The organism is Devosia sp. Root413D1 (assembly GCF_001425235.1).
Lineage (GTDB): Bacteria > Pseudomonadota > Alphaproteobacteria > Rhizobiales > Devosiaceae > Devosia_A.
Genome location: NZ_LMEA01000009.1, coordinates 354,036 through 379,691, shown reverse-complemented (window position 1 = coordinate 379,691; position 25,656 = coordinate 354,036). Strand labels below are relative to the sequence as shown.

General features: G+C 65.9%; 14 protein-coding genes. 8 read left to right on the top strand and 6 right to left on the bottom strand.

Annotated features, from left to right (window positions below; genetic code table 11):
- Positions 1–14 precede the first annotated feature (14 nt).
- Complete coding sequence (locus ASC89_RS13765) at positions 15–1,253, top strand: AGE family epimerase/isomerase (RefSeq protein ID WP_055998681.1); 1,239 nt, start codon at positions 15–17, stop codon at positions 1,251–1,253.
- A 213-nt stretch (positions 1,254–1,466) separates the two neighbouring features.
- Here the strand turns inward: ASC89_RS13765 and ASC89_RS13760 are convergent, their stop codons facing one another.
- On the bottom strand, positions 1,467–1,802 hold the full coding sequence (locus tag ASC89_RS13760; protein WP_055879963.1) for a hypothetical protein: 336 nt from the start codon (positions 1,800–1,802) through the stop codon (positions 1,467–1,469).
- Between the two features lie 94 nt (positions 1,803–1,896).
- On the opposite strand from ASC89_RS13760, the gene ASC89_RS13755 reads away from it, so the two are divergent.
- The 4 genes from ASC89_RS13755 to ASC89_RS13740 all read left to right on the top strand — a co-directional run bounded on the left by ASC89_RS13755 (position 1,897) and on the right by ASC89_RS13740 (position 9,244).
- Positions 1,897–2,487, top strand: a complete 591-nt coding sequence (locus ASC89_RS13755) for a TetR/AcrR family transcriptional regulator (protein WP_197421214.1) — start codon at positions 1,897–1,899, stop codon at positions 2,485–2,487.
- A 140-nt stretch (positions 2,488–2,627) separates the two neighbouring features.
- Positions 2,628–4,055 (top strand): DHA2 family efflux MFS transporter permease subunit, encoded by a 1,428-nt coding sequence (locus ASC89_RS13750; protein ID WP_055998679.1) that lies wholly within the window; start codon positions 2,628–2,630, stop codon positions 4,053–4,055.
- 60 nt (positions 4,056–4,115) lie between these two features.
- A complete protein-coding gene (locus ASC89_RS13745; RefSeq protein ID WP_055998677.1) occupies positions 4,116–4,472 on the top strand; it encodes a hypothetical protein in 357 nt (118 codons plus the stop codon).
- Positions 4,473–4,618: 146 nt separating this feature from the next.
- Positions 4,619–9,244, top strand: a complete 4,626-nt coding sequence (locus ASC89_RS13740) for a DUF11 domain-containing protein (protein ID WP_055998675.1) — start codon at positions 4,619–4,621, stop codon at positions 9,242–9,244.
- A gap of 192 nt (positions 9,245–9,436) precedes the next feature.
- Here ASC89_RS13740 and ASC89_RS13735 read toward each other — a convergent pair whose 3' ends face one another.
- Positions 9,437–10,342, bottom strand: coding sequence for a S1C family serine protease (locus tag ASC89_RS13735; protein WP_055876443.1), 906 nt, complete (start codon positions 10,340–10,342; stop codon positions 9,437–9,439).
- Between the two features lie 243 nt (positions 10,343–10,585).
- Between ASC89_RS13735 and ASC89_RS13730 the strand changes: the two genes are divergently transcribed.
- From ASC89_RS13730 to ASC89_RS13720, 3 genes are all read left to right on the top strand, one after another.
- The gene (locus ASC89_RS13730; protein WP_055876441.1) at positions 10,586–11,995 is read left to right on the top strand and encodes an ABC transporter substrate-binding protein; all 1,410 of its coding nucleotides are present in this window, start codon (positions 10,586–10,588) and stop codon (positions 11,993–11,995) included.
- Positions 11,996–12,140: 145 nt separating this feature from the next.
- The gene (locus ASC89_RS13725; protein ID WP_055998673.1) at positions 12,141–14,096 is read left to right on the top strand and encodes an ABC transporter permease subunit; all 1,956 of its coding nucleotides are present in this window, start codon (positions 12,141–12,143) and stop codon (positions 14,094–14,096) included.
- 217 nt (positions 14,097–14,313) lie between these two features.
- Positions 14,314–15,579, top strand: a complete 1,266-nt coding sequence (locus ASC89_RS13720; RefSeq protein WP_082533391.1) for an enolase C-terminal domain-like protein — start codon at positions 14,314–14,316, stop codon at positions 15,577–15,579.
- Positions 15,580–15,768: 189 nt separating this feature from the next.
- Here the strand turns inward: ASC89_RS13720 and ASC89_RS13715 are convergent, their stop codons facing one another.
- The 4 genes from ASC89_RS13715 to ASC89_RS13700 form a co-directional block, all read right to left on the bottom strand.
- Positions 15,769–16,923, bottom strand: coding sequence for a mandelate racemase/muconate lactonizing enzyme family protein (locus ASC89_RS13715; RefSeq protein ID WP_055998669.1), 1,155 nt, complete (start codon positions 16,921–16,923; stop codon positions 15,769–15,771).
- Positions 16,924–17,109: 186 nt separating this feature from the next.
- Positions 17,110–18,603 (bottom strand): HlyD family type I secretion periplasmic adaptor subunit, encoded by a 1,494-nt coding sequence (locus tag ASC89_RS13710; RefSeq protein ID WP_055998667.1) that lies wholly within the window; start codon positions 18,601–18,603, stop codon positions 17,110–17,112.
- 67 nt (positions 18,604–18,670) lie between these two features.
- A complete protein-coding gene (locus tag ASC89_RS13705) occupies positions 18,671–20,404 on the bottom strand; it encodes a type I secretion system permease/ATPase (protein ID WP_055998666.1) in 1,734 nt (577 codons plus the stop codon).
- 78 nt (positions 20,405–20,482) lie between these two features.
- Entirely contained in the window at positions 20,483–25,492 is a 5,010-nt protein-coding gene (locus ASC89_RS13700) for a DUF5801 repeats-in-toxin domain-containing protein (protein ID WP_055998664.1), read from the bottom strand.
- Positions 25,493–25,656 lie beyond the last annotated feature (164 nt).

Here is a 25,656-nt window from a genome sequence, read left to right as displayed (position 1 = left end):
AAAGGGAGCTGAACATGCCGGCGACGACCACCCAACCCTGGCGCAACCGTAGCTATCATCGGCGCTGGCTCTTGGAGCAGGCCGACGCGCTGTTCGGGTTCTTCCAGAATCGGGCCTTCAACCCGAAGGGCGGGTTCTTCGACCTCGATGCGACCGGCAAGCCGCTGAACGCCGCCAATCCGGTGCGCGGCATCCACTCGACGGCGCGCATGGTGCACTGCTTCGCCATCGGCAGCCTGCTCGGCCGGCCGGGCTCGGACCTGATCGTCGACCACGGCATGAAGTTCCTGTGGGAGCGGCATCGCGATACCAAGGCCGGCGGCTATTTCTGGACGGTGGACGATAACGGGCCGCGCGACGGGCGGAAGCAAGGCTATGGCCATGCCTTCGTGCTGCTCGCCTCCTCGAGCGCCAAGCTGGTCGGGCACCCCTTGGCCGACAAGATGCTGGCCGATGTGACCGAGATCCTCGAGACCAAATTCTGGGAAGAGCAGCACGGCGCCATTGCCGAAGAGTTCAACGCCGACTGGTCGGTGATCGCGCCCTATCATGGGCAGAACTCCAACATGCACCTGACCGAGGCGTTGATGGCAGCGTTCGAGGCCACCGGCGAGCGCCGCTATCTCGACAAGGCCGAGCGCATCGCCGACCTGATCATCCGGCGCAAGGCCGGCGAGAACGGTTTTCGCGTGGCCGAGCACTTCGATGGCAACTGGCAGGTCGACAAGGGCTATCTCGGCGACCAGATGTTCCGGCCGCCTGGCACCACGCCCGGCCACTGGCTGGAATGGTCGCGCCTGGTGCTGCAGCTCTGGGCGCTGGGCGGCAAACAGCACGCCTGGATGCCCGATGCGGCCGAAGCTCTGTTTGCCCAGTCGATCGCACTCGGCTGGGACAAGGCTAAGGGCGGGTTCTTCTACAACCTCGACTGGAACGACAAGCCGGACATGCGCGACAAGCTCTGGTGGCCGGCCTCCGAGGGCATCGGCGCCGCGGCGTTCCTCTGCGAGCACCGGCCGAGCGCCTTCCACGAGGAGTGGTACCGCCACATCTGGGACGTGATCGCGAGTTCGTTCATCGACGAGCAGAACGGCGGCTGGCACGAGCAGCTGACCGAGGACCTGCAGCCGAGCTACACGCTGTTCGGCGGCAAGGGCGACATCTACCACGCGCTGCAGGCGTGTCTGATCCCGCTGTACCCAGCGACCGGGAGTTTGACCAAGGGGATCTTGGCGGAGATTTCGGGCCACTGAGGCCTGCAGTCGGCGCACCCTCTCCCGTTTACGGGGGAGGGGGGACCAGCCGAAAGGCTGGTGGGAGGGGGGTGCCGCAAACACTGGCCTCTGCCCAGTCCGCCTACCATTCGTGCGTGGGGCACCCCCTTCCCACCACGCTTTCGCGCGGTCCCCCCTCCCCCGCAAGCGGGAGAGGGTATCCCAACTGCACGGCTCCTTGCCGAGGCGAAGTCACGTCACCTCAGGCAGCTCGGTGCGAGAGCTGTAGAGCTTGATCCCGAGTTCGGTGATCTCCAGCAGCACCAGGTGGATGGCGTCGCCGACCGGGGCGAGTTCAGCGGCGGCAGCGGGGCTGGTGGTGGCGATTTCCTCGACGGTGCGCTGAAACTCGGTGATGTCGGTGTAGACGGCTGTTGCCGTCTCTTCGAGATGGATCAGTTGCGCTTCGTCGGGCTTCTGCTCCCGGGCCTGGGCGGCGAGCAGGGTCAGGCGCGCCGCTTCGGTGCGCCATCGTTCGATGTTCCTGCCGAAGTGGTTGAGGCGGTCGGCGATGTCGTTGCTGGACATGGGGGCACCCTCGTTGAGATGGCCAAACGGCCGGAGGGGCGGTTTCGATGCCAAGGGCTCGGAGATTGTTTGGCCATTGACATGCTTAGTGCAAGTGAGTATTCACTCACTCACCATGAAGCACACGCGCACCAACCTGTCCGATGCGGACACCCGAAGAGAAGCCATTGTCGAGGCGGCGCTGGTGGCGTTTGCCGATGCGGGGTTTCAGGCGACGCCGGTAACGGCGGTCGCTGTCCGGGCCGGGATCAGCCAGGCCTATGTGTTCAAGCTGTTTCCCACCAAGGAAGAGCTGTTCATCGCCGCGGTGGAGCGCTGCTTCACCCGGATCGAGGAGACGCTGGAAAAGAGCGCCCAGACGGTCAGCAACGGCGATGCCGATGCGATCCTTTATGCGATGGGCGACGGCTATGCGAGCCTGATTGCCGACCGCAGCATCCTGATGATCCAGGTGCATGCGCAAAGTGCCTCGGATGTTCCGGCGATCCGCGCCACCATGCGAGGCGGGCTCAAGCGGATCGTCACCTATGTGAAGCAGCGTACGGGCGCCAGCGACGAAGCCGTGCAGCGCTTCATCGCCTTCGGCCAGCTCTGCCACCTGATCACCACCACCGATATCGACGAGCTCGGTGAGGACTGGGCCCGCCTGGTGGCGCGCGGCATCCGGCACGTGCCGGCGATCTGATCCGGCCGGGGCATCCCCCCGGCGATTTATGACGACGTCCATCGTGGCGCCCTCACCCGCTCAAGCGCGGGAACAAAGGCGCCATTTCTTGAAACCAACCGGTGAGTGACTAGTCACTCTATTGATATGGGAGAACAGCAATGACCACCGTGATCGCAACCGCTGCCGAGGCAGCACCACCGACCGAGCGCAGCCGCAATCGCTGGCTGGCCCTCACCATCCTGGCGCTGGCGCAGTTCCTCGTGGTGCTGGATGCCTCGATCGTCAACATCGCACTGCCCAGCCTCGGGGCCGGGTTGGGGCTCGACCACAACCTCCTCACCTGGGTGATCACCGCCTATGTGCTGCCGTTCGGCGGGCTGCTGATGCTGGGCGGGCGGCTGGCCGATCGTTATGGGCACCGCCGGGTGTTCCTCGCCGGGGTGTCCGGCTTCATCGTGGCTTCGCTGGCAGCGGGGCTGTCGATCAATGGGCCGATGCTGCTCGTGGCGCGCGCCGTGCAGGGCGCCTCGGCAGCGCTCCTCGCGCCGGCGGCACTGGCATTGCTGATGCAGCTGTTCCCGGTGACCGACGGGCGGGCCAAGGCGCTCGGCATCTGGGGCGCGGTGGCAGGGCTCGGCAGTGTTGCCGGGGTGCTGCTCGGTGGCGTGCTGACCGCCAGCATCGGCTGGTCGGCGATCTTCTTCATCAACGTGCCGGTGGGCCTCGTGGTGCTCGCCGCGATCCCCTCACTGCTGAGCCGCGACGTGGCGCAGAGCCAGGCGCGTCTCGACCTCTGGGGCGCCATCACCATCACGCTCGGCGTGGTGGCGCTGGTGGCGGCGTTCTCGATGGTGCTCGAGGTCGGCTTCCTGTCGCCGGTGACGCTCGGCCTCGGGGCAGCCGGCGTGGTGCTGCTCGGGCTGTTCACCGTGATCGAGCTCCGCTCGCGCGACCCGCTGGTGTCGTTCGCGATCTTTGCCAACCGTGCAGTGACGCTGGGAAACCTGGTGGTGCTGCTGATCGGCGGCGCGGTGGTCGGGCTGTTCTTCGTCCTGTCGCTGCATATGCAGAACGTCCTCGGCTATGACGCGATGCTGACCGGCCTGACCCAGGTGCCACTGGCGCTGGCGCTGATCGTCACGGCCGGGGTGTTGCCGCCGGTGATGGCGAAGGTCGGCTCGGCGCGGACGCTGGCGGTGTCGCTGGTTGGTCTCGCAATCGGCCTCGTCTGGCTGGCTCTGGCGCCGGTCGGGGCGGATTTCGTGCTGCACCTGCTGGGCCCGACAATCATCATCGGCGCCGGTCTGGGCGGCGCGTTCATCGCCGGCACCGAACTCGCGGTGCAGGGCGTCAGCGAAGCCGATAGCGGGCTCGCCAGCGGGCTGGTCAACACCAGCCAGCAGATTGGCGGCGCCCTCGGGCTGGCCGTGCTGTTCACACTGGCGACGACGCTGACCAGCAGCCTCAGCGCCGGTGGTGCAGACGAGATCACCGCGCTCGCCCGTGGCTACTCGGCCGCCTATCTCGGCGCCGCCGGGCTGGCGCTGCTGGCCGCGCTGATCGCCGCCGTCGCCACCCGCAAGTGACACCCGGCGCCGGCGCGACGCCGCGCCGGTGCCCTTCCCCTAACCCAAGGAGTAGCTGATATGACCACCGATAACTTCGCCGCCCCGCGCCAGGACAAGTCGCAGAAGCTTGCACCGAACTACCTCACCTGGTCGGCCATCGTCGCCCCCGTGCTGGTGCTGACCGGCTGGGCCTTCATCGCCGCCGTGCCCGTGGCGCTGATGACTTGGGGCACCTGGACCGACAGGCGCGTTCGGGCGCTGCGCTGGTGGAGCGGGCTCACCGCCTTGCTCTACGCCATCCCGTTCGTGCAGTACCTGCTGCGCACTGATCCCGAGGCCAGCATGTCCTCAATGCTGCACCCCGCAATGGGCCTCGCCATTGCGCTCGCTGCGGCGGTGGTGGCGCTGAAGATCTTCAAAAGTCATCGCGGTTGAAAGTCATCCGAAGGCCGGCGGCAGCATCGTTTGCCGCCGGCACAAGATTAGCAGTGCCGACAGCGTGGTGGCGTGGTATTGTACTCATGCGGAGTGCACGCGAAGGGGACGCGTGAGCTTAGGGGCGTTAATGGCGAGGAGAGGCCATGGCGTCGTATTTCGGTCTGCGGACCCCGGGTCAGTTCGTCGGCGCACTTGTCGCGACTGTTATTGCTTCCACGGTACTCCTGACATCGTTCGCCCTGGCGGCGGACGAGGCGATCTTTGCTCCCGGCGAGCCTGTCGTCACCGGCTTCTCGGGCGTGGTGCCGCCGGCGACACCCCCGGCCAGCGGCGAGCCGCTCGATTACACCTTCATCGATCCGGCCGGCGCGTCGATGGTGATCCAGCAGCTGCAGCCGGATGGACCGCCGACCGGTCAGCTGATCCCGGCCGAACCGGTATTCTCGGCAACCGCAGCCGATGTCGGGCAGACCTTCGGGGTGGCGCTCGACGATGCTCCCGAGTTCAGCGGCGCCGCAGCGCCGAATATCTATCTCGCGGCCACCTCGGCCTTCGGGCTCAACATCGTCGTGCCGGATGCCGATGGCAATCCGGTACGCAGCAAGCTCGGCGCGCCCGAGGCGAGCTTCATGGCGGGCCAGTGGGGCACGGCCGGCGGGACGGCGGGCTATCCCGGCTCGATCTGGAAAGTCGATGGCAGCACCGGAGAGATCTCGCTGTTCACCACCATCGCGGCCAATAGCGGCGCGGGGCTGGGCAACCTGGTGTTCGACCCGGCCAGCGCGCAGTTCTTCGTTTCCGATCTCGATACCGGCCTCGTCTACCGGCTGGCGGCGGACGGCGTCATCATCGACACCTTCGACCATGGCGTCGCCGGACGACCGACGCACGAGCTCGAACCCGTCGCCGACGACGGCAGCACCATGTCGGTCACCGATCCGGCGTTCAACAGCGAGGATCCGGCGACCTGGGGCTTCACCCAGCCGGAGCGCAAGGTGTTCGGCCTCGCGGTCAATGGCGGGCGGCTGTTCTACGCCGTCGCCGCGCAGATCTGGTCGGTGCGCATCAATGCCGACGGCAGCTTCGGCACGGCACGCTGGGAACTCGATATTGCCGACCTGCCCTCCAGCAACGAGATCGCCAGCATCGTCTTCGACCCGCAGGGCCGGATGCTCCTCGCGCAGCGCGGCGCGCCGGTGGGGAGCTATGACTATTCGGTGTTTGCCACGCCGCTGACCTCGTCGGTGGTGCGCTACGAGCGCGAGTTCCCGGACGACCCGACGACGCCGGGCACTTGGGTGGAGACACCCCAGAGCTACGCCATCGGCATGGCGCCGGAAGGCAGCAACGCCTCGGGCGGCATCGCGCTCGGCCCGGATTTCGACGACGAGGCCGGCACGCTCAGCGGCGCCTGCAGCGCCTATCTGTGGTCGACCGGCGATGCCTTGCGCGACAATCTGAACGTCGATGCGCCGCTCGATCCGCCGACCCAGGTGCATGGCCTGCAGGGCAATGCCGCGGCGCTGGTGCGGCCGCAGAACGAGCCGCCGACGCTGGCCTTCTTTGCCGACTATGACGGCAATACCGATGATGACCAGGCGACGGCGCAGGGCCATGTCGGCGCGGTCACCATCTGGCAGGTGTGCGAGAGCGCACCGGCTACCTACGTCCCGCCGCCGGCCTTCCCGCCGCCGGATTACCTGCCGCCGAGCTATGAGCCGGACGAGGACGAACCCGATGAACCCGACGAGCCCGAGTACAGCAATCTGACGCTGGAAAAATGGGCCAAGCCGTTCTTCTGCGTCGATGGCGGCGCCAACTGGTGGTGCAACTTCACCATCCGGGTCGAGAACACCGGCAGCGTGCCCTATTGGGGTCCGGTGGTGGTCAACGATCACCTGCCGGCCAACAATCCGGGCGCCAGCATGAGCTTCTGGCCGCAGCCGCCATGGTCGTGCGGCCCGACCGGACCGACCGCCTATCAGTGCGTCACCGGCCCGGTGCTGCTCTATCCCGGCGACGGGGTGGTGCTGCACGAGGTGGTGAAGCTGCCCAAGGCGCTGGTGAACTATTGCCACCTCGCCAACGCAGCCGAACTCGACTGGTTCTGGGGCAATGACGACGATCCGAGCGACGATTTCAACATCGGCGTGGCGGGCATCAAGGCGCCCGGTTGCTTTGCGGCACCCGGCAGCGACCTGCTGCTCGAAAAGATCGCCGCGCCGAGTTGCGCCGACGCCGGCGCGACCTGGAACTGCTCGTACGTGGTGCTGGTGCAGAATGCCGGGCCGGGCAATTATTCCGGGCCGATCACCGTCACCGACACGCTCGGTATCAACGCTCCGGCGACGACGCTGGGCCCCTGGGCCTGCGTCCAGGCCGGCCCGGTGCTGACCTGCAATATCGTCGCGCCACCGGTCAACGTGCCGCCCGGCTGGACCTCGGGGTTCCTCGTGACCTCGCATGTCCCCAAGGGCATCCTGCCGGCGCTTTGCGGCCTCGACAACAAGGCCAATATCAGCGCGCCCGCCGGGGGCTCGCCGACCAACCTCGTCGCCGGCAACGACTTCGACGCGGTCACCGCGCCGATCCCGGATCCGGCCTGTGCCGGACCGGCGCTCGATACCGACCTCAAGATGCAGAAGACGGCGCTCGGCTGTTCGCCCTTCTTCTACGGGGTGAATGGCTATCTCTGCCAATGGCGGATGACGATCAGCAATGTCGGCACCACGCCCTATCTGGGGCCGCTGTCCTTCGTTGACAGCTCGGCGGGGGTGACCACCAACTTCCTCACCCTGATGTACCCATTCTGCACCGGGGCGGCGGTCACCACCTGTACGCCGCCGGGAGCGGTGGGGGTCAATCCGGGAACGCCGATCGTCGTGCCGTTCCACACCTTCATTCCGGATGGGCCGGGCGTCTGCTCGGTGACCAACAACCTGTCGATCCTGGCGCCGAACCCGGGTTCACCACAGAATCCCGGTGGCAACGACTCGGACACGGTCGGCCAGGCGCTGCCCAATCCTGCCTGCATCGCGCCGGGCCTGCCCAAGCTCAACATCCAAAAGACCGCCACCGGCTGTGCGTCGGATCCATCCAGCGAGGACTGGCTCTGCGATTTCGACATCACCGTGTTCAACTATGGCGGTGGCCCGCAGCCGGGACCGATCCAGGTCAAGGATTTCAACGACAAGCCCACGACCTTCTCGGGCGCCGCTTGCGTTCCTTCGGGGGTGGATCAGTGGCTCTGCACCCGTCCGGCGGCATTGCCGGCGCTGTCGAACTGGACTTTCCAGGCGACGTCGCACGTCAATCCCAACAGCGTGACGCTAGCCGACTGCAACGTGATCAACACCGTGCTGATCACCAATCCGGCTTCCGGCGGCGACCCGGGCTACCTCGCCCAGGCCACCCAGAAGGTGCCGCAGCTGTTCATCAACCTGGGGCCCGGCCCGGTCGCGGTGTATTGCGACCCGCCAAGCCTCAAGCTGACCAAGACGGCGATCAAGACCGTCAAGGCCGGCGACGGCTACGACGCGACCTTCACCGTCAGGGCCACATCGACCGGACCCGACCCCTATATCGGCACGGTCGAAGTCGACGAATTGCTGCCGGACGGCACGAGCTTTGTGTCCTCCAGCAACTGGACGTGCGTCCCGACGACCGACAACGACATGCACTGCTCGTCGACGTTCAAGACCATCCCGGTGGGCAAATACACCGAGATGACCATCACCATCCACATCCCGACCGATGTGGCGGTGGCGGGTCAGTGCAATATCGTCAACACGGTGAATGCGTCGATCTCGGCCGCCGTGCTGCACAGCGACGAGGGGGTGCAGTACACCGCCTCGGCCGCAGCCCAGCTGCCGGCCAGCGTCTGCCGGCCGGGCGCGGAGCCCGAGCCCGAGCAATGCCCGGTCAAGCAGGTGATGCCGAATGGCGACTGCTGCGAAGCGGGCACGCAGTGGAACGGCAAGCAATGCGCCACGCCGCGCCCGACGGCGCCGAAGTGCCCCGCCGACAGCCACCTGACCGATAGCGGCGCCTGCGTCTGCGACAAGGGGACCCATGGCGATCCGGGCGAGTGCGAACCCAACCAGTCGACGCCAAGCTGCGACTTCCGCGACAGCCGGCTGGTCAATGGCGAGTGCGTCTGCAAGCCCGGCACGCATGGCAACCCCGGCAAGTGCCGGCCTGATGTGGTCGAGGAGCCGGTCTGCCCCGACGACAGCCGCCTGCGTCGCGGTGAATGCGTCTGCCTGCCGGACACCCACGGCAAGCCGGGCAATTGCCGGCCGGACGTGGTGGAAGAACCGACCTGCCCGGACGATAGCCGGCTGCGCCGTGGCGAATGCGTCTGCCTGCCGGGTACGCTCGGCAAGCCCGGCAATTGCCGGCCCGAGGTGATCGAGGAGCCGAGCTGCCCGGATGACAGCCGCCTGCGCCGCGGCGAATGCGTCTGCCTGCCGGGCACACTCGGCAAGCCGGGCAATTGCCGGCCCGAGGTGATCGAGGAGCCGAGCTGCCCCGACGATAGCCGCCTGCGCCGCGGTCAGTGCGTCTGCCTGCCCGGCACCAGCGGCGAGCCCGGCAACTGCCGGCCGGATATCGTCGAGGAACAGACCCCGGCCTGCCCGGACGACAGCCGCCTGCGCCGCGGTCAATGCGTCTGCATCCCGCCGCTGACCGGCAAGCCGGGGGCTTGCACGGCAGGGCAGATCCTGGAACTCGAGCCCTTGCGGCCGAAGCTCCCGACCATCAACTGACCTGTGTTTGTTGCGCTTTCGTCTGCGACCGTCAGTGCGGGAAGACACCCCCCACCCTGTCCCTCCCCCGCAAGGGGGGAGGAGACGCTCGTACCGGCGCTGGTGTTTTGGTCTCCCTCCCCCTTGCGGGGAGGGGACAGGGGTGGGGGTGATCTTCCCGCACCGTCCTGTGACAGGTACTTTTGAAGCGCCCTACTGCAAATGCGGTTTGCGCAGGAAGCTGTTGCGGTCGGCGGATTTGATGCGGACCCAGGTGTCGCGGCCGTCGCGTACGACACGCATCGGGAACTCGGCGCCGGCCGGGCCGCTGCTCCAGACCTTGCGATAGAAATCGGCGAGGCTTTCGACCTCGCTGTCGCGCACGTCGGAGATCACATCGCCCTGGCGCAGCCCCGCCTGCGCGGCCGGGCCGCCATCGGCGACACTCATCACCACCACTTCACCGTCGCTCTCGGCGGAGAATACGCCCAGCCACGGACGCGGCGGGCGGTTGGCCTCGCCGCGGGTGAGCAGGTCATCGAGGATGGGGCGGAGCAGATCGATGGGGACCACCATGTTAATGTCGGCGGTCTCGCCGGCCCGCATCATCTGCAGGCGGAGCGAACCGACCCCGAGCAGCTTGCCGTCGGCGCCGATCAGCGCCGCGCCGCCCCACGAAGGATGCGCCGGGGCGGTGAAGATGGCTTCGTCGAGCAGGTACTCCCAGTAGCCGGCGAATTCCTGCTTGGCGACGATAGTGGCGCGGATGGAACGACCGGTGCCGTCGGCGAAGACCACGGCATCGCCCAACTGGGCGTCGGCAGAATTACCAAGTTCGAGCGCCGGCAGGTCGAGGGGCCCGAGCGCCTGCACCAGGCCGAAACCGGTTTCCTGGTCATAGGCGAGGGCATGTGCGGCGACGACGCGGCCGTCGCTGGTGGTCAACCACACCTCTTCGGCTTCGGTGATCAGATAGCCGATGGTCAGCACCAGGCCGTTCTCGCGGATCACTACGCCGCTGCCTTCGCGCAGCGTGCCGAGGCCGGCCGCGGTGAAGGCGTCGTCGGGGATGGTGGATCGGACGGCCACGACTGACCGCAAGGTCGGATCGATATCCATGCTCTTGTCCTGGTGTTGCGGAAACAGGCGGGCGCCGGGCCTCTTGCCGGGCACGATGCCTGTGCACAAGGTAGGCAATGGACGGGGGGCCTGCAAGGGCTGGACAGCCGAACCGTGAGGTACGTGTTGCAGCAGAGCGAAATCTGTTCAATGCTGCACGTGTTGTCATACAAGGTGGACACGAGAGCCACCAACGAGCCGTGACTAGGAGAGACTGCCCAACGACGAGGAGGAGAAACTACGATGACTATCAAGAAGTTGAGCCGTCGCGACGTCCTGAGGGGGACCGTTGCTACCGGCGCCGGACTTATCGCCGCGGGGAGCGGCCTTCCGGTTTTTGCGCAGGACGCCGCAGCACCCAAGCCGGACGCACCGCTGCCGGTCGGCGGTTCGGGAAAGCTCACCGTCATTCACCGCACCGAGTATTTCGAGGCGGCCCAGACGGCGTTCCGCGACACAGTGCAGGCCTTTGCCGACGGCAAGGGGGTCCAGCTCGACATCTCGACCACGAACCCCGAGTCATTCGGCGATTTCATGGGAAAGATGACGGCGGCGGTGAAAGCCGGCAACCCGCCGGATTTCGCCTACACATCCAACGTCTCGATCTCGCAACTGCACCTGCTCGACCTGGTCGAGGATGTGACCGACGTGGTCGACGAAGCGGTCAAGCTTTACGGCGACATCATGCCCGGCCTGAACGCTGCCAAGACCGCGCAGCTTGACGGCAAGTGGTGGGCCGTTCCGCTGATCGGCACGACCACCGGCTATTATGCGCGTGGCGACAAGCTCAAGGAAAAGGGCATCGATCCTGCTTCCCTGAAGACCATCGTCGACCGCCGCGAAGCGGCGCTCGCCATCTCGGGTCCCGACTTCTACGGCTGGGGCTTTACGCCCAACCAGTCCGGTGACGGCTTCGGCTTCCTGATCGCCACGGTGCAGGCCTTCGGTGGCCACTTCACCGACGAGACCGGCCAGGTCGTTACCTTCGACTCGCCGGAGACGGTGGCCGCCTTCGAGTTCCTGCGCGAAACCTACGACCGCAACGGCAAGTATGCCGCCATGCTGCCGCCGGGCGTCGAGAGCTGGAACGACACCGGCAACAACGAGGCCTGGCTCGCCGGGCAAATCGGGTTCACCCAGAACGCCTTCTCGATCTACGCTCAGTCGAAGCGTGACGCCAACCCGGTCTATCCGAACACGCTGCTGCTGCAGGCGCCGACGGCGATCAACGGCGACAGCCGCGACGGCGGCAACGTCGGCGGCTGGATGACCGTGTTCAAGGGTGCACCGAACGCGGCGCTCGCCAAGGAACTGGCGCTCAACCTGCTCGACCCGGCCAACTTCGGCAAGATCGCAGCTCTGGGCAGCGTGCTGTTCACCCCGGCCTACCAGAACCTGTGGACCCCGGAACTGCTTGCTGCCGAACCAAACCTGGCGACGATCAAGCAGGCGGTTGACGTCAAGGATCCGTTCCTTGGCCAGTCGTGGCCGGCGAACCCGAACGCCGGCGTCGACGCCATCCGCGCCCAGGGCGTGCTGGAGCAGTCGGTCGGCAACGTCATCTCGGGGCGCATGGCGCCCGCCGATGCCGTCAAGGACGCGCACCAGAAGATGCGCGACCTGTTCGAAGAAGGTGGAATCATGCAGCCCTAAGGCCGCGATGCTTCCTGGCTGAGGGCGGCCACCGCCGTCCTCAGCCATCCCCGTGCCGGCCAAGGCAGCCAGTTCGTGCTGCCAGGCCGTGCCCAACTCCTGCACCCAGCTTTCTCGGGTGCTTCAGCTGGAAGGAGGCTTGACCTTGGACAAGCGCATCTCTCTCGACATGCCCATCGGCGGCACCACCACTGCCGCGCGTCCGCGGTTCAAGCTCAAGAACATCCTGGGCCGCGACTGGAGGATCGCCTACCTGTTCGTGCTGCCCATGGTGCTGCTGATGGCCGGGCTGATCTTCTGGCCGTTCATCAGCGCCATCCTGATGTCGATGACGACATTCAATTTCAACACCGGCGAGACGGTGCAGGTGGGCCTGAGGAACTACCAGCGGCTCTACACCAATTCCGACTACCTGCTGAGCCTCTCTAACACGATCAACTTCACCTTCTGGTCGCTCAGCATCAAGTTCGTCACCGGCATGACCATCGCCATGATTCTGCATTCCAAGTTGCCATGGCGCAACCTGATGTCGGCGATCATGCTGCTGCCCTGGATCGTGCCCGAGATCGTCACGGCGCTGGCCTGGAAGTCGATCTACGATCCGCTGTTCGGTGGCCTCAACCCGATCCTGCAGGGCGCCGGCATCATCAACAAGCCGCTGGGCTGGCTGTCGGACTCGAACCTCGCGCTGGGCAGCGTCATCGCGGTGAACGTCTGGAAGGGCATCCCGTTCTTCACCCTGCTGCTGCTCGCCGGGCTCAAGGCGATCGATACCGAGCTTTATGAATCGGCCGAGGTCGACGGCGCCAATGCGGTGCAGCGCTTCCGCTACATCACGCTGCCGGGGATGCGCTACGTCATCCTCGTGGTGCTGCTGCTGAGCTTCATTTCCACCTTCAACCAGTTCGGGCTGATCTTCCTGATGACCGGCGGCGGACCGAGCGGCGCCACCCGCCTCTACTCGATCCTCGCGTATGAAAAGGCGATCGGCTCGCTGCAATACGGCCCCGGCAGCGCCATCGCGCTTTCCGTCGCGCCGCTGATGGCGTTCCTGATCTACCTGCTCTCCAAGTACATGCGCCACGACGAGCGTGCCGCCGGGGTGCAGAAGAAGGGGCTCGGCATCGGCAAGTTCTTCGGCGGGCTGTTCAGCTTCGTGCTCGATGTCTTCTTCTGGCCGTTCGACATGCTGAACCGCGGCATCGAGGTGCTGGGCAAGGCGCTGCGCAAGCGGATGACCGGTTCGACCGAAAAGCCGGTGTTCAAGCCGCAGGGCCGCGAACGCATGGGGATCGGCATCCGCATCCTGATCCTGTTGCCGATCATGGCGTTCGTCCTGTTCCCGTTCTACTGGGTGCTGATCACCTCGTTCAAAACCACGACACAGATCAGCCAGCGGCAATCGATCTTCTGGCCGAACCCGCCGACCCTCAACCAGTACCAGGAGCTGCTGTTCGGCTCGCCGTTCCTGCACTGGCTGGGCAACTCGATCCTGATTGCCGCATTGAGCACCATCATCTCGGTGGCGATCGCGGCGCTCGCCGCCTATGCGCTGACCCGGCTCAAATTCCTCGGCGCCGGGCTGCTGACCACGGCGATCCTGATCACCTACCTGCTGCCCGGGACGCTGATCTTCATCCCGCTCTACCAGACGCTGAGCGACCTTGGGTTGATCAACAGCTATGGCGCGCTCTTGACCACCTACCCAACCTTCCTCGTCCCCTTCGCCACCTGGGTGCTGATCGGTTATTTCCGCTCGATCCCGGTGGAGCTTGAAGAAGCGGCGATGATCGACGGGGCGAGCCGGCTCTATGCCTTCATCCGCATCACCCTGCCGCTGGCGGCGCCGGCACTGCTGTCGGTGGCGCTGTTCGCCTTCACCAACGCATGGAACGAGTTCCTGTTCGCCTTCGTGTTCATCACCTCGGAATCGCTCAGGACTTTGCCGATTGGCCTGCAATCGATGGTGGTGGGCGACATCCTGCCCTGGGGCGAACTGATGGCGGCCTCGTTGCTGACTGCGATCCCGGTGGCGGTGCTCTACATGTACGCCCAGCGCTTCCTGGTCGGTGGGCTGACCGTCGGGGCGGTGAAGGGGTAGTTCGCTCGATCGGTGCGTGTTGCCCACCCCCACCCTTGATCCCTCCCCACAAGGGGGAGGGAGAACCACGGCCCGCGCCACAATGTCTCCCTCCCCTTGATGGGGAGGGATCAAGGGTGGGGTGGAGCCCCACGCACCAGCTTGTCTTGAGGCAAACGTGACCGCCACCCCCATCATCACCGCCCTCCGCGTCGTGCCCGTGGCCGGCGAGGACAGCATGCTGCTCAACCTGAGCGGCGCGCATGGGCCACTATTCACCCGCAACATCGTGCTCCTCACCGACAGCGCCGGCCGGACCGGACTGGGCGAGGTGCCGGGGGGCGAGGCGATCGCGAAAACGCTGGAGGATAGCCGCGAACTGGTGGTCGGACGCGAGATCGGCGCCTATCGCTCGGTGCTGCGGCAGGTGGGCGAGACCTTCGCCAGCCGGGACGCGGGCGGACGCGGGGCGCAGACCTTTGATCTGCGCATCACCATCCATGCGGTGGCAGCACTTGAATGCGCCCTGCTCGACCTGATGGGACAGTTCCTCGGGGTGCCGATGGCCGAGCTGCTCGGCGACGGCCAGGTGCGCGACCGGGTCGAGATGCTGGGCTACCTGTTCTATGTCGGCGACCGCAGCATAACGCCGCTCGGCTATCGCGCCGCGACGCGTGGCGATGACTGGGACCGGCTGCGCGACGAGGTGGCGCTGACGCCCGCCGCCATCGTCCGGCTCGCCGAGGCGGCGGAGGCGCGTTACGGGTTTCGCGATTTCAAGCTGAAAGGCGGCGTGCTGGCCGGCGAGGCCGAAGCCGAGGCGATCGAGGCGCTGGCCGAGCGCTTCCCCGCGGCGCGGCTGACGGTCGATCCGAACGGGGCGTGGTCGCTCGAGGAAGCGGTGAAGCTCGCGGGCCGGCTGAAGCCGATCCTCGCCTATGCCGAGGACCCGTGCGGCGCCGAGGCCGGCTTTTCCGGACGCGAGGTGCTGGCGGAGTTCCGGCTACGCACCGGGGTGAAGGTCGCGACCAACATGATCGCCACCGACTGGCGGCAGATGGGACACGCCATCACGCTGGGCAGCGTCGATATCCCGCTGGCCGATCCGCATTTCTGGACGCCGCGCGGCTCGATCGACGTGGCAAAACTCTGCCAGCGCTGGGGGCTGACCTGGGGCAGCCACTCGAACAACCATTTCGATATCTCGCTGGCGATGTTCACCCAGGTCGGCGCCGCGGCGCCAGGGACGATCACCGCGCTCGACACGCACTGGATCTGGCAGGACGGGCAGCGGCTGACGGTGGAGCCGCCGCTGATCCGCGACGGGCACGTCGCCGTGCCGGAACGGCCGGGCCTCGGGGTGGAGATCGACGAGGCGCAGCTCGAGGCGGCGCATGCCCGGTATCGCTCGCTGCCGGCAGGCAGCCGCAACGATGCGGCGGCGATGCAGTATCTGATCGGTGGGTGGGCGTTTGACGCGAAGCGGCCGGCTTTGGTGCGGTAGCACAGCTCCGATCTTACCGCCCCGCCCCACCCAGCTGCGCTAGGCGGCAGAGCCGCCAAGCTGCGCTGCCCTCCCCATCAAGGGGAGGGAGAGCCAGAACCGCAGCTTCAGTACGCGTCTCCCTCCCCCTTGTGGGGAGGGATCAAGGGTGGGGGTGGCCACACGCTCAGAGCATCGTGGCCGTCCCCCTCACGCAAACCAGGTCGTCCCCGGATACTGGTGCTGCCGTGCCACGTCCTCGTTCAGCTCCAGACCAATGCCCGGCCGATCGGTCAGCTTGATGCGGCCGTTCTGGATGATCTCGCCGCCATCGGTGATGGTCTTCCAGTAGTCGCGGTGGAACCAGTGGAACTCCAGCACCAGGAAGTTCGGCACCGTGGCGCAGACCTGGGCCGAGGCCATGGTGCCGATGGGCGAGCTGACATTGTGCGGGGCGAAGGGGATGGAATAGAGGTCGGCCATCTCGGCGATCTTCCGGCACTCCGAGAGCCCGCCGCATTTCGGAATGTCGGGCATGATGATGTCGAGCGCCTGCTGCTCGAACACCTTTCGGAAGCCGTGACGCAGATAGAGGTTTTCGCCGCCGCAGATCGGCACGCTGGTCGAGCGGGTGATCTCGGCCATGGCGTCGATGTTCTCGGGCGGGATCGGCTCTTCCAGCCACATCAGCTGCAGATGTTCGAGGTCCTTGGCGAGGCGGATGGCGGAGTGCTTGTCGAGCCTGGTATGCAGGTCACAAGCGACCTCGACCTCTTTACCGGCGGCCTTCACCACCATCTCGGCCAGCTGCACCATCCGGTCATGCTCCCACTTGTTGGGAGTCATGTTGAACCTGTCCTTCTCGTACCAGCCGGTCTCCGATCCGGTGTGGCCATAGGCGCGGATATCGAGATCGACCTTCAGCGCGGAGAAGCCGGCCTCGAGCACCTTGTCGACCTCGGCCTGCACCTCGTCCATGTTCATGCCGGGCGAGACTTCGCAATCGCAATAGACGCGGATGTCGTCGCGGAACTTGCCGCCCATCAGCTCATAGATCGGCACCTTGAGCGCCTTGCCCTTCAGGTCCCAGAGCGCGATTTCGATGCCGGTGAGCGCGGTGATCAGCGCGCCGGCGAAGCCGCCTTCGAACACCAGGCTGCGGCGGGTCTCCTCGAAGATCGCATCGATGGCGAAGGGGTCGCGGCCGATCAGGCGCTCTTCCAGCTCCTTGATGATGGCAATGGCCTGGTAGCCGCCATGCACGCATTCACCGAGCCCGGTGATGCCGGCGTCGGTCTCGATGCGGACCCATAGATGCATGCAATGGCCGCTCGTTGCCGCCGTCTTCACCGAAGTGATCTTCACGTCGCCTCTCCCTCGTTATTTGTCCCCCGATCCTCCCCGAGGGACGTACGTCAGGTTACAGCCCGAGGCAGCGTTGGCAACCGCCGATCGGGCAACGAGGAGTAGGCTGAAAGTCGTATGCCGCGAGAGTCTTTGCTTGGTCGCGCGATCGAACCGGAAAAGTCTGCAACTTTTCCTGATCGCGCTCTACTGCCGGAAGCTATGGTCGAGCGACGTGGTGATCGGGCTCACCAGATAGTCCAGGAGAGTCTGCTCGTCGCCCAGCAGCATGATCTCGGCCGGCATGCCGGGAAGCATCCTGATGCCCTCGCCCAGCGCGTCGAGGCTCGCCCGGTCGACTTCGACCTTGGCGAGGAAATAGGCGCTGCCGGTGCGCTCGTCGATGAGGCTGTCGGCCGAGATCGAGCGAAGCACGCCGTGGATCTGCGGCAGGTTGCGCTGCCGGAAAGCAGTGAGGACAACGCGCGCCGGCATGCCGGGATGGACGGTATCGATATCGAGCGGCCTGAGCCGCGCATCGATCACCAGCTTCGAGCCCTCCGGCACGATCTCGAGCATCGGCTCGCCGGATTTCACCACGCCGGAAACGGTGGTGACCCGTACATGCATGACGGTGCCGGCGATCGGCGCAGTGACCACGGTGCGGGCCAGCACATCCTCGCGCGAAGCCAACTGGCTCGCCAGTTCCGCGAGCTCACCGCGGACCTTGCTGAGGTCCTCGCTGACGCTTTCGACGATTTCGTCGCGCAGCGCGAAGAGCTGCATCTGGGTTTCGCCGATCAACTGGCGGTTCTGCGCGATGGCGGCGCGGTTGGCGGCGCGCTGGGCTTCGACGCTGGCCGCCTCGCGCTGCAGCTCGAGCAGGCGCGGCAGGCGCTCGAGGCCCTTGTCGTACAGTTGCTTGACGTTCGCTGCTTCCTGTTCGAGCAGGCCGATCTGTTCGTCCTCGGCGGCGATCATCTCGGTCAGGCCGGCGATCTGCTCGTCCACCTGTTTCACCCGCTGGTCGAGAATCTGTTCACGGCCGTTCTGCGAGGCGCGGCGGTTCGTGAACAGGGCACGCTGGTCGTCGATGGCTCTGGCATAGTCAGCCGCCGGGAAGGCAAGCAGCTCGGCCGGGACGGTGATGGCATCGCGCCCCTGCATCTCGGCGAGGAGGCGCGCCTCGAGGGCGCGCAGGTCAATGTAGCGGTCGCGCAGCTCCTGGCGACGGGCCAGGGCCTGGGTGTCGTCGAGGGTGACCAGCGGGTCGCCGGCGGCGACCACATCTCCCTCCTTGACGTGAATGGTGCGGACGATGCCGCCTTCGAGATGCTGGATGGTCTTGCGGTAGCCGTCGGGGCTCACCACGCCCGATGCGATGGCGGCGCTGGCGAGCCGGGCGCCATAGGCCCAGGTGCCGAAGCCGCCGACCAGCAGCAGCGCCGCGACGTAGCCGAGCCAGCGCGGACCACGGGTGGCGCGGGAGAGTTCGACCCGTGGTTTGATGCGGCGGTGGCGCTCCCCGAGCATGAGCAGCAGAATGCCCAGTGCAACCACGGTGGCGGCTGCAGTGAGCACGCCTTCGGGGGAGAGGCCGGCGTCGCGGGTGGCGATCCAGGCCCGATCGACCAGCGGCAGGGCCTCGGCCTGCCACCAGTCCAACGCCATCTGCCAGAGCTTGGTGGGGTTCTCGAACATGGCAGCGACCTCCTGGAGTGCTTTCAGGAAAAGTTGCAGACTTTTCCGGTTCGAAAGCGCGACATAATCAATGACTTGGGGCGTTTGCTCTGGGGAGCTTGCGCGCGGGCTGCGGGATGCGCCGCGGCTCTTCGCCCTCGACCGGAACGCCGGAGGGGCGCAGCACCCCGTCGCGGTCGGCGAAGCGGGTGACGGTGCCGTTGCGCATGATGAGGATCTTATCGACGGCCTGCAGGTCGACCGGCCGGTGGGTGACGATCACCACGGTGCGCCGGCGGCGCCGGAGCTCGGCGAGCGCTTTGGTGAGTGCGAGGTCGCCATCGCTGTCGAGATTGGCGTTGGGCTCGTCGAGCACCAGCAGCGGCGGATCGCCGTAAACGGCGCGGGCGAGGCCGAGGCGCTGGCGCTGGCCCTGCGACAGCCGGTTACCGGCCGCCGCGATATCGGTCTCGTAGCCGCCGGGCAGGCCCAGCACCAATTGGTGCACGCCGGCCAGCTGGGCCGCCTCGACCAGCTTATCGCTGTCGATGGGTCGGAAGCGGGCAATGTTCTGGCCGACGGTGCCGGGGAACAGTTCGACCTGCTGCGGCAGGTAGCCGAGGTGGCGGCCCAGATCGTCGGAATCCCAGGCAAAGACATCGGCGCCGTCGATGCGCACATGGCCGAAGCTGGGGCGCGCGGCGCCGACCAGCAGGCGGCAGAGGGTCGACTTGCCCGCCCCCGATGGGCCGACGATGGCGCAGCTGGTGCCGGGCTCGAGGCCGAAGCTGACATTGGAGAGGATCGGCTCATGCCGAGCCTGCGCGGCAAAGCTCACCGCCTCGACGGACAGGCGGCCGAGCGGCCGTGGCAGCTGCACCGCCTCGTGGTCAGAAGCAGAGCCCTTGAACAGGGCCTTGAGATTGCGATGCGCCGCGGCGGCGGCGAGCAGCCGGCGCCAGGCGCTGATCGAACGCTCGATGGGCGAGAGCGCCCGGGCGAGGACGATCGATGCGGCGATCATGGCGCCACCAGTGAGCTGGCCCTGCAGCACGTAGTAGGCGCCAGTGCCGAGGATCAGCACCTGCAGCGCCATGCGAATGGCGCGGGAGATGCTGACGACGGTGGCGGTGTCTTCGGCGAGGCGCTGCTGGCGATCGGTGGCGAGCTGCTCGCGTTCCTGCCAGCGCTCGATGATCGGTTGCGCCATGCCGAGCGGCGCCAGCGTCTCGCCGCCGTCGATGTAGCGGAGCGCCGCGTCGTGGTTGGCGCGCAGCTCGGCCGTCGAGCGCTTCTGCGCCGGCCGGGTGGCGATGTCATTGCCGACAGCGAGGCCGAACAGCACCAGGGCGCCGCCGATGGCGATGAGGCCGAGCGCCGGATGCAGCTGCCAGATGAAAGCGATGAAAACGATGGCCCAGGGCGCATCGAGCAAGGCGAGCGGACCGTCGCCATCGAAGAAGGCGCGCAGGTCCGAAACATCGCGCGGTCCGGCTTCGAGGCCGGCGCCGGCAAGCCGGGCTTCCATGGCGCGGCGGATCACCGGGCCGGTGAGCTCGAGATTGAGCCAGGCGCCGGTGCGAGTGAGCATCAGCCGCCGGGCATGCTCGATGATGCCGTAGACGATGATGGCGGCGAGCGTGCCGAGGGTCAGCCAGATCAGCGTGTCGAGCGAGTCGGTCGACAGCACGCGATCATAGACCTGCAGCATGTAGAACACGGTGACGAGCAGCAGCAGGTTGACGAGGCAACTGAACAGGATGAGCGCCGGAAGCTCGTTCCGGACGCGATCGATGATGGTTTCGTAGAGGGTCTTGGGCATGACAACCGCCTTGGCAAGGAACGCGCCGCAAAAGACGCCGGCCGGGGTTTGCCCCCGGCCGGCTAAGGCTTGTTGCCGCTAGATGGTGATCACCCCGTCGAGGTCACCATCGATGCCGATGGTGAAGTCGGCTACTGCCGTGTCACCCGCGGTGTCGAAGTCCTCGATGGTCACCTCAAAGTCGAGCTGGCCGTCCGGTGTCGTCCCGGTTTCGCCGATGCTGAACTTGCCGACGTCGAACTTGCCGGCGACGCCTTCAACCAGAACGCGGTTATGAAGCGTGTCAGTATCCCATTCGACGGTGTAGCCCTTGTCGAGGCCGGTAACGACCACCGAGGTGCCACCCAGGCCCGTCACATCGATGAAGCCGATCGCCGGGTCGGAGTCGGAGTCGAACTCATAGACCGTCCCGTCGGGCTTGATGATGCGCACCTCGATGATGTTGGGCGAAGTCCCGTTCGGGGTCAGCACCATGTCGCGGCCCTGCTCGGCGGTGCCGAGGAAGGTCGTGAGCTTCATCGATGCACCCTTGTTGCCCTGCATCTGCGAGATGGTGATCGAGGCCGTGGTCACGTCCACGGTGCCACCGGTGTACTGCACGTTGTCGGCATCGTCCGCTTCGGTTGGGCTCAGCCCGCCGGGCACGCCCGACAGGTAGTTGGCCACCGGGTCGTCGATGTAGACGAAGTAGGCGCCTTCGCCGGGGTCGAACATCTGGTTGTTCACACCGATGGTCGCTCCGGTGCCGCCCTGCGAGGTATGGATCACATCGCTCTTGTTGGTGTAGTTGCCGGCGGCATTGACGACGGTCTTCTTGCCGAAGACGAGGATCGCCGGATCAGAGGAGGACTCGCCGACCACGCCGAACAGGTTCGCACCCGAAGGCAGCTCGTCAAAGTTGAACTCGATACTGGCCGGTTCCGGATCCTCAAGCGTCTCGAACAGGTAGCTCCAGTTCGCCGGATTGGTGGCGGTGGTATCGAGGCTCAGGCGGAAGAACGCCGTATCCTCGTCGGCGCCGATCGAGCCGTCACCGTTCTCGTCCAGGTAGTAGGTGACCGTCTGGTCGCCTTCCTGCACCCCGATCACTTCGCCGAAACCGAAATCGAAACTCTCGGTGAAGTCGGTGATCTTGGCATTGGCGCCGTCGGCACCGGGAACCGCTCCAAGCAGGTGGGAGACGGTATCGCCGCTGACGAAGTCCACCATGCCGCCGGAGATCGGACCGATCGCCGGGCCGTCGTCCTCGAACAGGAACGTCGCACTGATATCGAGGGTGGCGCTGTCGTGGTCGCCATCCCCGTCATAGGCCGTCGCCACGAGGCTCACCAGGTTGGTCGAGGTGAAGGTGGCGGGCGAGCTGGACTCATCGGGATCGTCCGGATCGTCATGCTTGACGGCCCGGCTCTGCGTCAGGGTGACCACGCCGGTCTCCCCGTCGGCCGAGACGCGGAACACCTCCAGCCCGCCGATCTCGGTAACGCCGATCACGTCGAGGCCGCTGACGCCGAGCACCACCGCCTCGCCGGTGAGCGAGTCGACGAGACCGGTGTCGTCGCCGGCATTGCTGATCGTCACGGCATAGGTGATCGCATCGTCGTCGGCGATGTCGTTGTCGTCGGTGTCCTTGGGCCCGTCATTGCCGAAGGCGGTGGTGAACAGGCTCGAGAAATCGGCGAAGACGCTGCCGAATGCCGACTCGTCAACCACCAGGTCCGGAACTTCGACCAGGTTGCGGTCGATCGACGGGCCATCATCCTCGAAGTTGAACGCAAGCCCGATATCGGCAACGGCGTCATCGTGGTCGAGATCACCGTCAACGGCGACGGCGGTCAGGGTCACGAGGTTGGCTGCGGCAAGCTGAGCGGGTGAGCCGCTCTCCTCGTCATCGTCCGGATCGTCGTGCACGACGGCGCGGCTCTGGTCGAGCGTCACCTCGCCGGTATCGGCATCCACGGTGATGCGGAACACCTCTTCGGCGCCGACCATGCCGACAACCGCGGCGCCATCCATGCTGAGGACGACAGCGTCGCCGGTCAGTGTGTCGGTCAGACCGCTGGCGCCGGCATTGATCCCGAGCTCGTAGGTGATGGCATCGGCATCGGCCACGTCGTCATCGTCGGCATCGAGAGGGCCATCATTGCCGAAGGCGGTGGTGAACACGACCGAGAAGTCAGCCGAGTCATTGGTGGTGAAGTCACTGTCGTCGACCGTAAGGGCCGGAACCTCGACCTGGTTGCGATCGATCGACGGCCCATCATCCTCGAAGTTGAAGGCGAGGCCGATATCGGCAACGGCGTCATCGTGGTCAAGATCACCGTCAACGGCGACGGCGGTCAGGGTGACGAGGTTGGCAGCCGCCAGCTGAGCGGGTGAGCCGCTCTCCTCGTCATCGTCCGGATCATCGTGCACAACGGCGCGGCTCTGGTCGAGCGTCACCTCGCCGGTATCGGCATCGACGGTGATGCGGAACACCTCCTCGGTGCCGACCATGCCGACAACCGCGGCACCATCCATGCTGAGCACGACAGCGTCGCCGGTCAGCGTGTCGGTGAGACCGCTGGCTCCGGCATTGATCCCGAGCTCGTAGGTGATGGCATCGGCATCGGCCACGTCATCGTCGTCGGCATCGAGCGGCCCGTCATTACCGAAGGCGGTGGTGAACACGACCGAGAAGTCGGCCGAGTCGTTGGTGGCGAAGTCACTGTCGTCGACCGTGAGGGCCGGAACCTCGACCTGGTTGCGATCGATCGACGGCCCATCATCCTCGAAGTTGAAGGCGAGGCCAATGTCAGCGACGGCATCATCATGATCGCCGTCACCGTCATGGGCGGTAGCGGTCAGGGTGACGAGGTTGGCAGCCGCCAGTTGAGCGGGTGAGCCGCTCTCTTCGTCATCGTCCGGATCGTCGTGCACGACGGCGCGGCTCTGGTCGAGCGTCACCTCGCCGGTATCGGCATCSACGGTGATGCGGAACACCTCCTCGGTGCCGACCATGCCGACAACCACGGCACCATCCATGCTGAGCACGACAGGGTCGCCGGTCAGCGTGTCGGTGAGGCCGCTGGCCCCGGCATTGATCCCGAGCTCATAGGTGATGGCATCGGCATCGGGGATGTCGTTATCGTCGGTATCCTTGGGCCCGTCATTGCCGAAGGCGGTGGTGAACAGGACCGAGAAGTCGGCCGAGTCGTTGGTGGCGAAGTCGCTGTCGTCGACCGTGAGGGCCGGAACTTCGACCAGGTTACGGTCGATCGAGGGACCATCGTCCTCGAAGTTGAACGTGTCTCCGATGCCGACCGTGTGGTCGTCGGTGTCGCCATCGTCATCGGTGGCCGTGGCGGTCAGCGCGATGAGGTCGGCCGAGGCCAGTTGGGCAGGTGAGCCGCTCTCCTCGTCATCGTCCGGATCGTCGTGGACAACGGCGCGGCTCTGGTCGAGCGTCACCTCGCCGGTGTTGACGTCGACCGTGATGCGGAACACTTCGGGGCCAGCGGCCCCCGCCTTGCCGACGACCGCAGCACCATCCATGCTGAGCACGACGGCATCGCCGGTCAGCGTGTCGGTGAGGCCGCTGGCGCCGACACCGATGCTGAGGCTGTAGGTGACGGCATCAACGTCGACGGTGCCGTCATTGTCGCTGTCCTTGCCGCCGTCGGTGCCGAAATCGACATCGAACAGGTTGGCGTAGCTGGCCGAGTCATTGGTGGTGAAGTCGCTGTCATCGACCGTCAGCGCCGGCGTGCCCTCGCCATCGCCGACCGATGGGCCATCGTCTTCGAATACGATCCGGTCACCGACCGGCTCGTGGACGAACGTGCCTTCGGTGATGGTGAAGCCGCCAATATCAAACTTGCCGGCGGTGCCTTCGATCTTGACGCGGTTGTGCTCGCTGTCGGTGACGAACTCGATGAGGTAGCCGTCATCGACGCCGGTCAGTGTCACCGTGGTGGTGCCGAGGCCCGACACATCAAAGCCACTCACGGCCGGATCAGCATCGTTGTCGAACGTCGTGGTAACCCCGCCAATGGTGACGTTGACCGCGATGATATTGGGCGAGGTGGCACCGTCGGTCGGGCCGGTCAGCAGGTCACGGGCGGTGTCGGCCGCACCAAGATAGGTGGTCAGCTTCATGCTGCCGGTGCCGTTGCCCTGGATCTGAGCGATGGTGAACTGGGCCGCCGTCACGTCCAGCGTGCCGCCGGTATAGAGCGCGTTGTCGGCATCGTCAGCCTCAGTGCCGGTCAGCCCATTGGGCTCCCAGCCCGACAGAAAGTCGGCGTTCACGTCGTTGACATAGGCAAAGAACGCCGCGTCGCCGGGGTTGAACATCTGGTTGTTCATACCGATCGTGGCATTGGGTCCGGCCTGGGACATGAACATCATGTCGCTTGTATTGGTGGGTGTGCCATCGGCCTGAAGATGAATGTCGGCGCCGAAGATGACGATCGCCGGACCGTCGGGAGACGCGCCCAGCGTTGCAAACAGGTTGTTGCTCGATGGCAGGTCATCGAAATCGAAATCGATGGTGCCGCTGGCCCCCACGTCGAGCAGGCCGCTCAGATCGACCGGATCGTCATGGTTGCCGCTATCGGGATTGGTGATGGCCTCGAACTGCACCGTCGAGATGGTGCCGTCTGCCTCGAGGTAGCCAGCGAGCACGATGTCGCCATTTACGTCGACACCGAGGAACATGGAAGATCCCAGCCCGGTCGCCTCGTCGGCGAACAGATAGATCGCCTCGCCATCAACGGTGGTGAAGCCGGCGAGCACGCCGGTGGTCGGAACGGTCGTGCCGGCGTCATAGGCCAGCAACGCACTGCCGTCGCTCTTGACGAAACCGGTGAGGGTCGAGCCGTCGGTGAGTGAAATGAAGTCGTTCTGGGCCGCGCCGTTGGCCTGGGCAAATGCACTGCTCAAGTTGAGCTGGCCGGCGTCGAAGAGCCGCGTAGCGAAGGCGGCGGGCAGGTCGGTATAGACTATATCGTTGTCGTCGTTGTCCTCGTTGGTGCTGGATACTCCGGTGTTCTGTAGCCCTTGCGACTCGTCGAGCACGACGAATTCGTCGCCTGTTAGAACGATTGCCATGATGACTGCTCCCTAGAGTGTTTTGTAACTGCTCCCCGCTTACGTGTTGACGCTTTGTATTCGCCTGCGGAATAAAACAAATCATCGACCGCGCTGTCGACATCATCGACAACACAGCCTTATCTACCGTTGGCCTCTGATTGTTGCAGAATACATCCGGCGCA

Excerpts from the sequence above, each read along its gene's own strand:
- ASC89_RS13765 (WP_055998681.1), top strand. The coding sequence starts at position 15 with ATGCCGGCGACGACCACCCAACCCTGGCGCAACCGTAGCTATCATCGG.
- ASC89_RS13760 (WP_055879963.1), bottom strand. The coding sequence starts at position 1,802 with ATGTCCAGCAACGACATCGCCGACCGCCTCAACCACTTCGGCAGGAAC.
- ASC89_RS13750 (WP_055998679.1), top strand. The coding sequence starts at position 2,628 with ATGACCACCGTGATCGCAACCGCTGCCGAGGCAGCACCACCGACCGAG.
- ASC89_RS13745 (WP_055998677.1), top strand. The coding sequence starts at position 4,116 with ATGACCACCGATAACTTCGCCGCCCCGCGCCAGGACAAGTCGCAGAAG.
- ASC89_RS13740 (WP_055998675.1), top strand. The coding sequence starts at position 4,619 with ATGGCGTCGTATTTCGGTCTGCGGACCCCGGGTCAGTTCGTCGGCGCA.
- ASC89_RS13735 (WP_055876443.1), bottom strand. The coding sequence starts at position 10,342 with ATGGATATCGATCCGACCTTGCGGTCAGTCGTGGCCGTCCGATCCACC.
- ASC89_RS13730 (WP_055876441.1), top strand. The coding sequence starts at position 10,586 with ATGACTATCAAGAAGTTGAGCCGTCGCGACGTCCTGAGGGGGACCGTT.
- ASC89_RS13720 (WP_082533391.1), top strand. The coding sequence starts at position 14,314 with ATGCTGCTCAACCTGAGCGGCGCGCATGGGCCACTATTCACCCGCAAC.
- ASC89_RS13710 (WP_055998667.1), bottom strand. The coding sequence starts at position 18,603 with ATGTTCGAGAACCCCACCAAGCTCTGGCAGATGGCGTTGGACTGGTGG.
- ASC89_RS13705 (WP_055998666.1), bottom strand. The coding sequence starts at position 20,404 with ATGCCCAAGACCCTCTACGAAACCATCATCGATCGCGTCCGGAACGAG.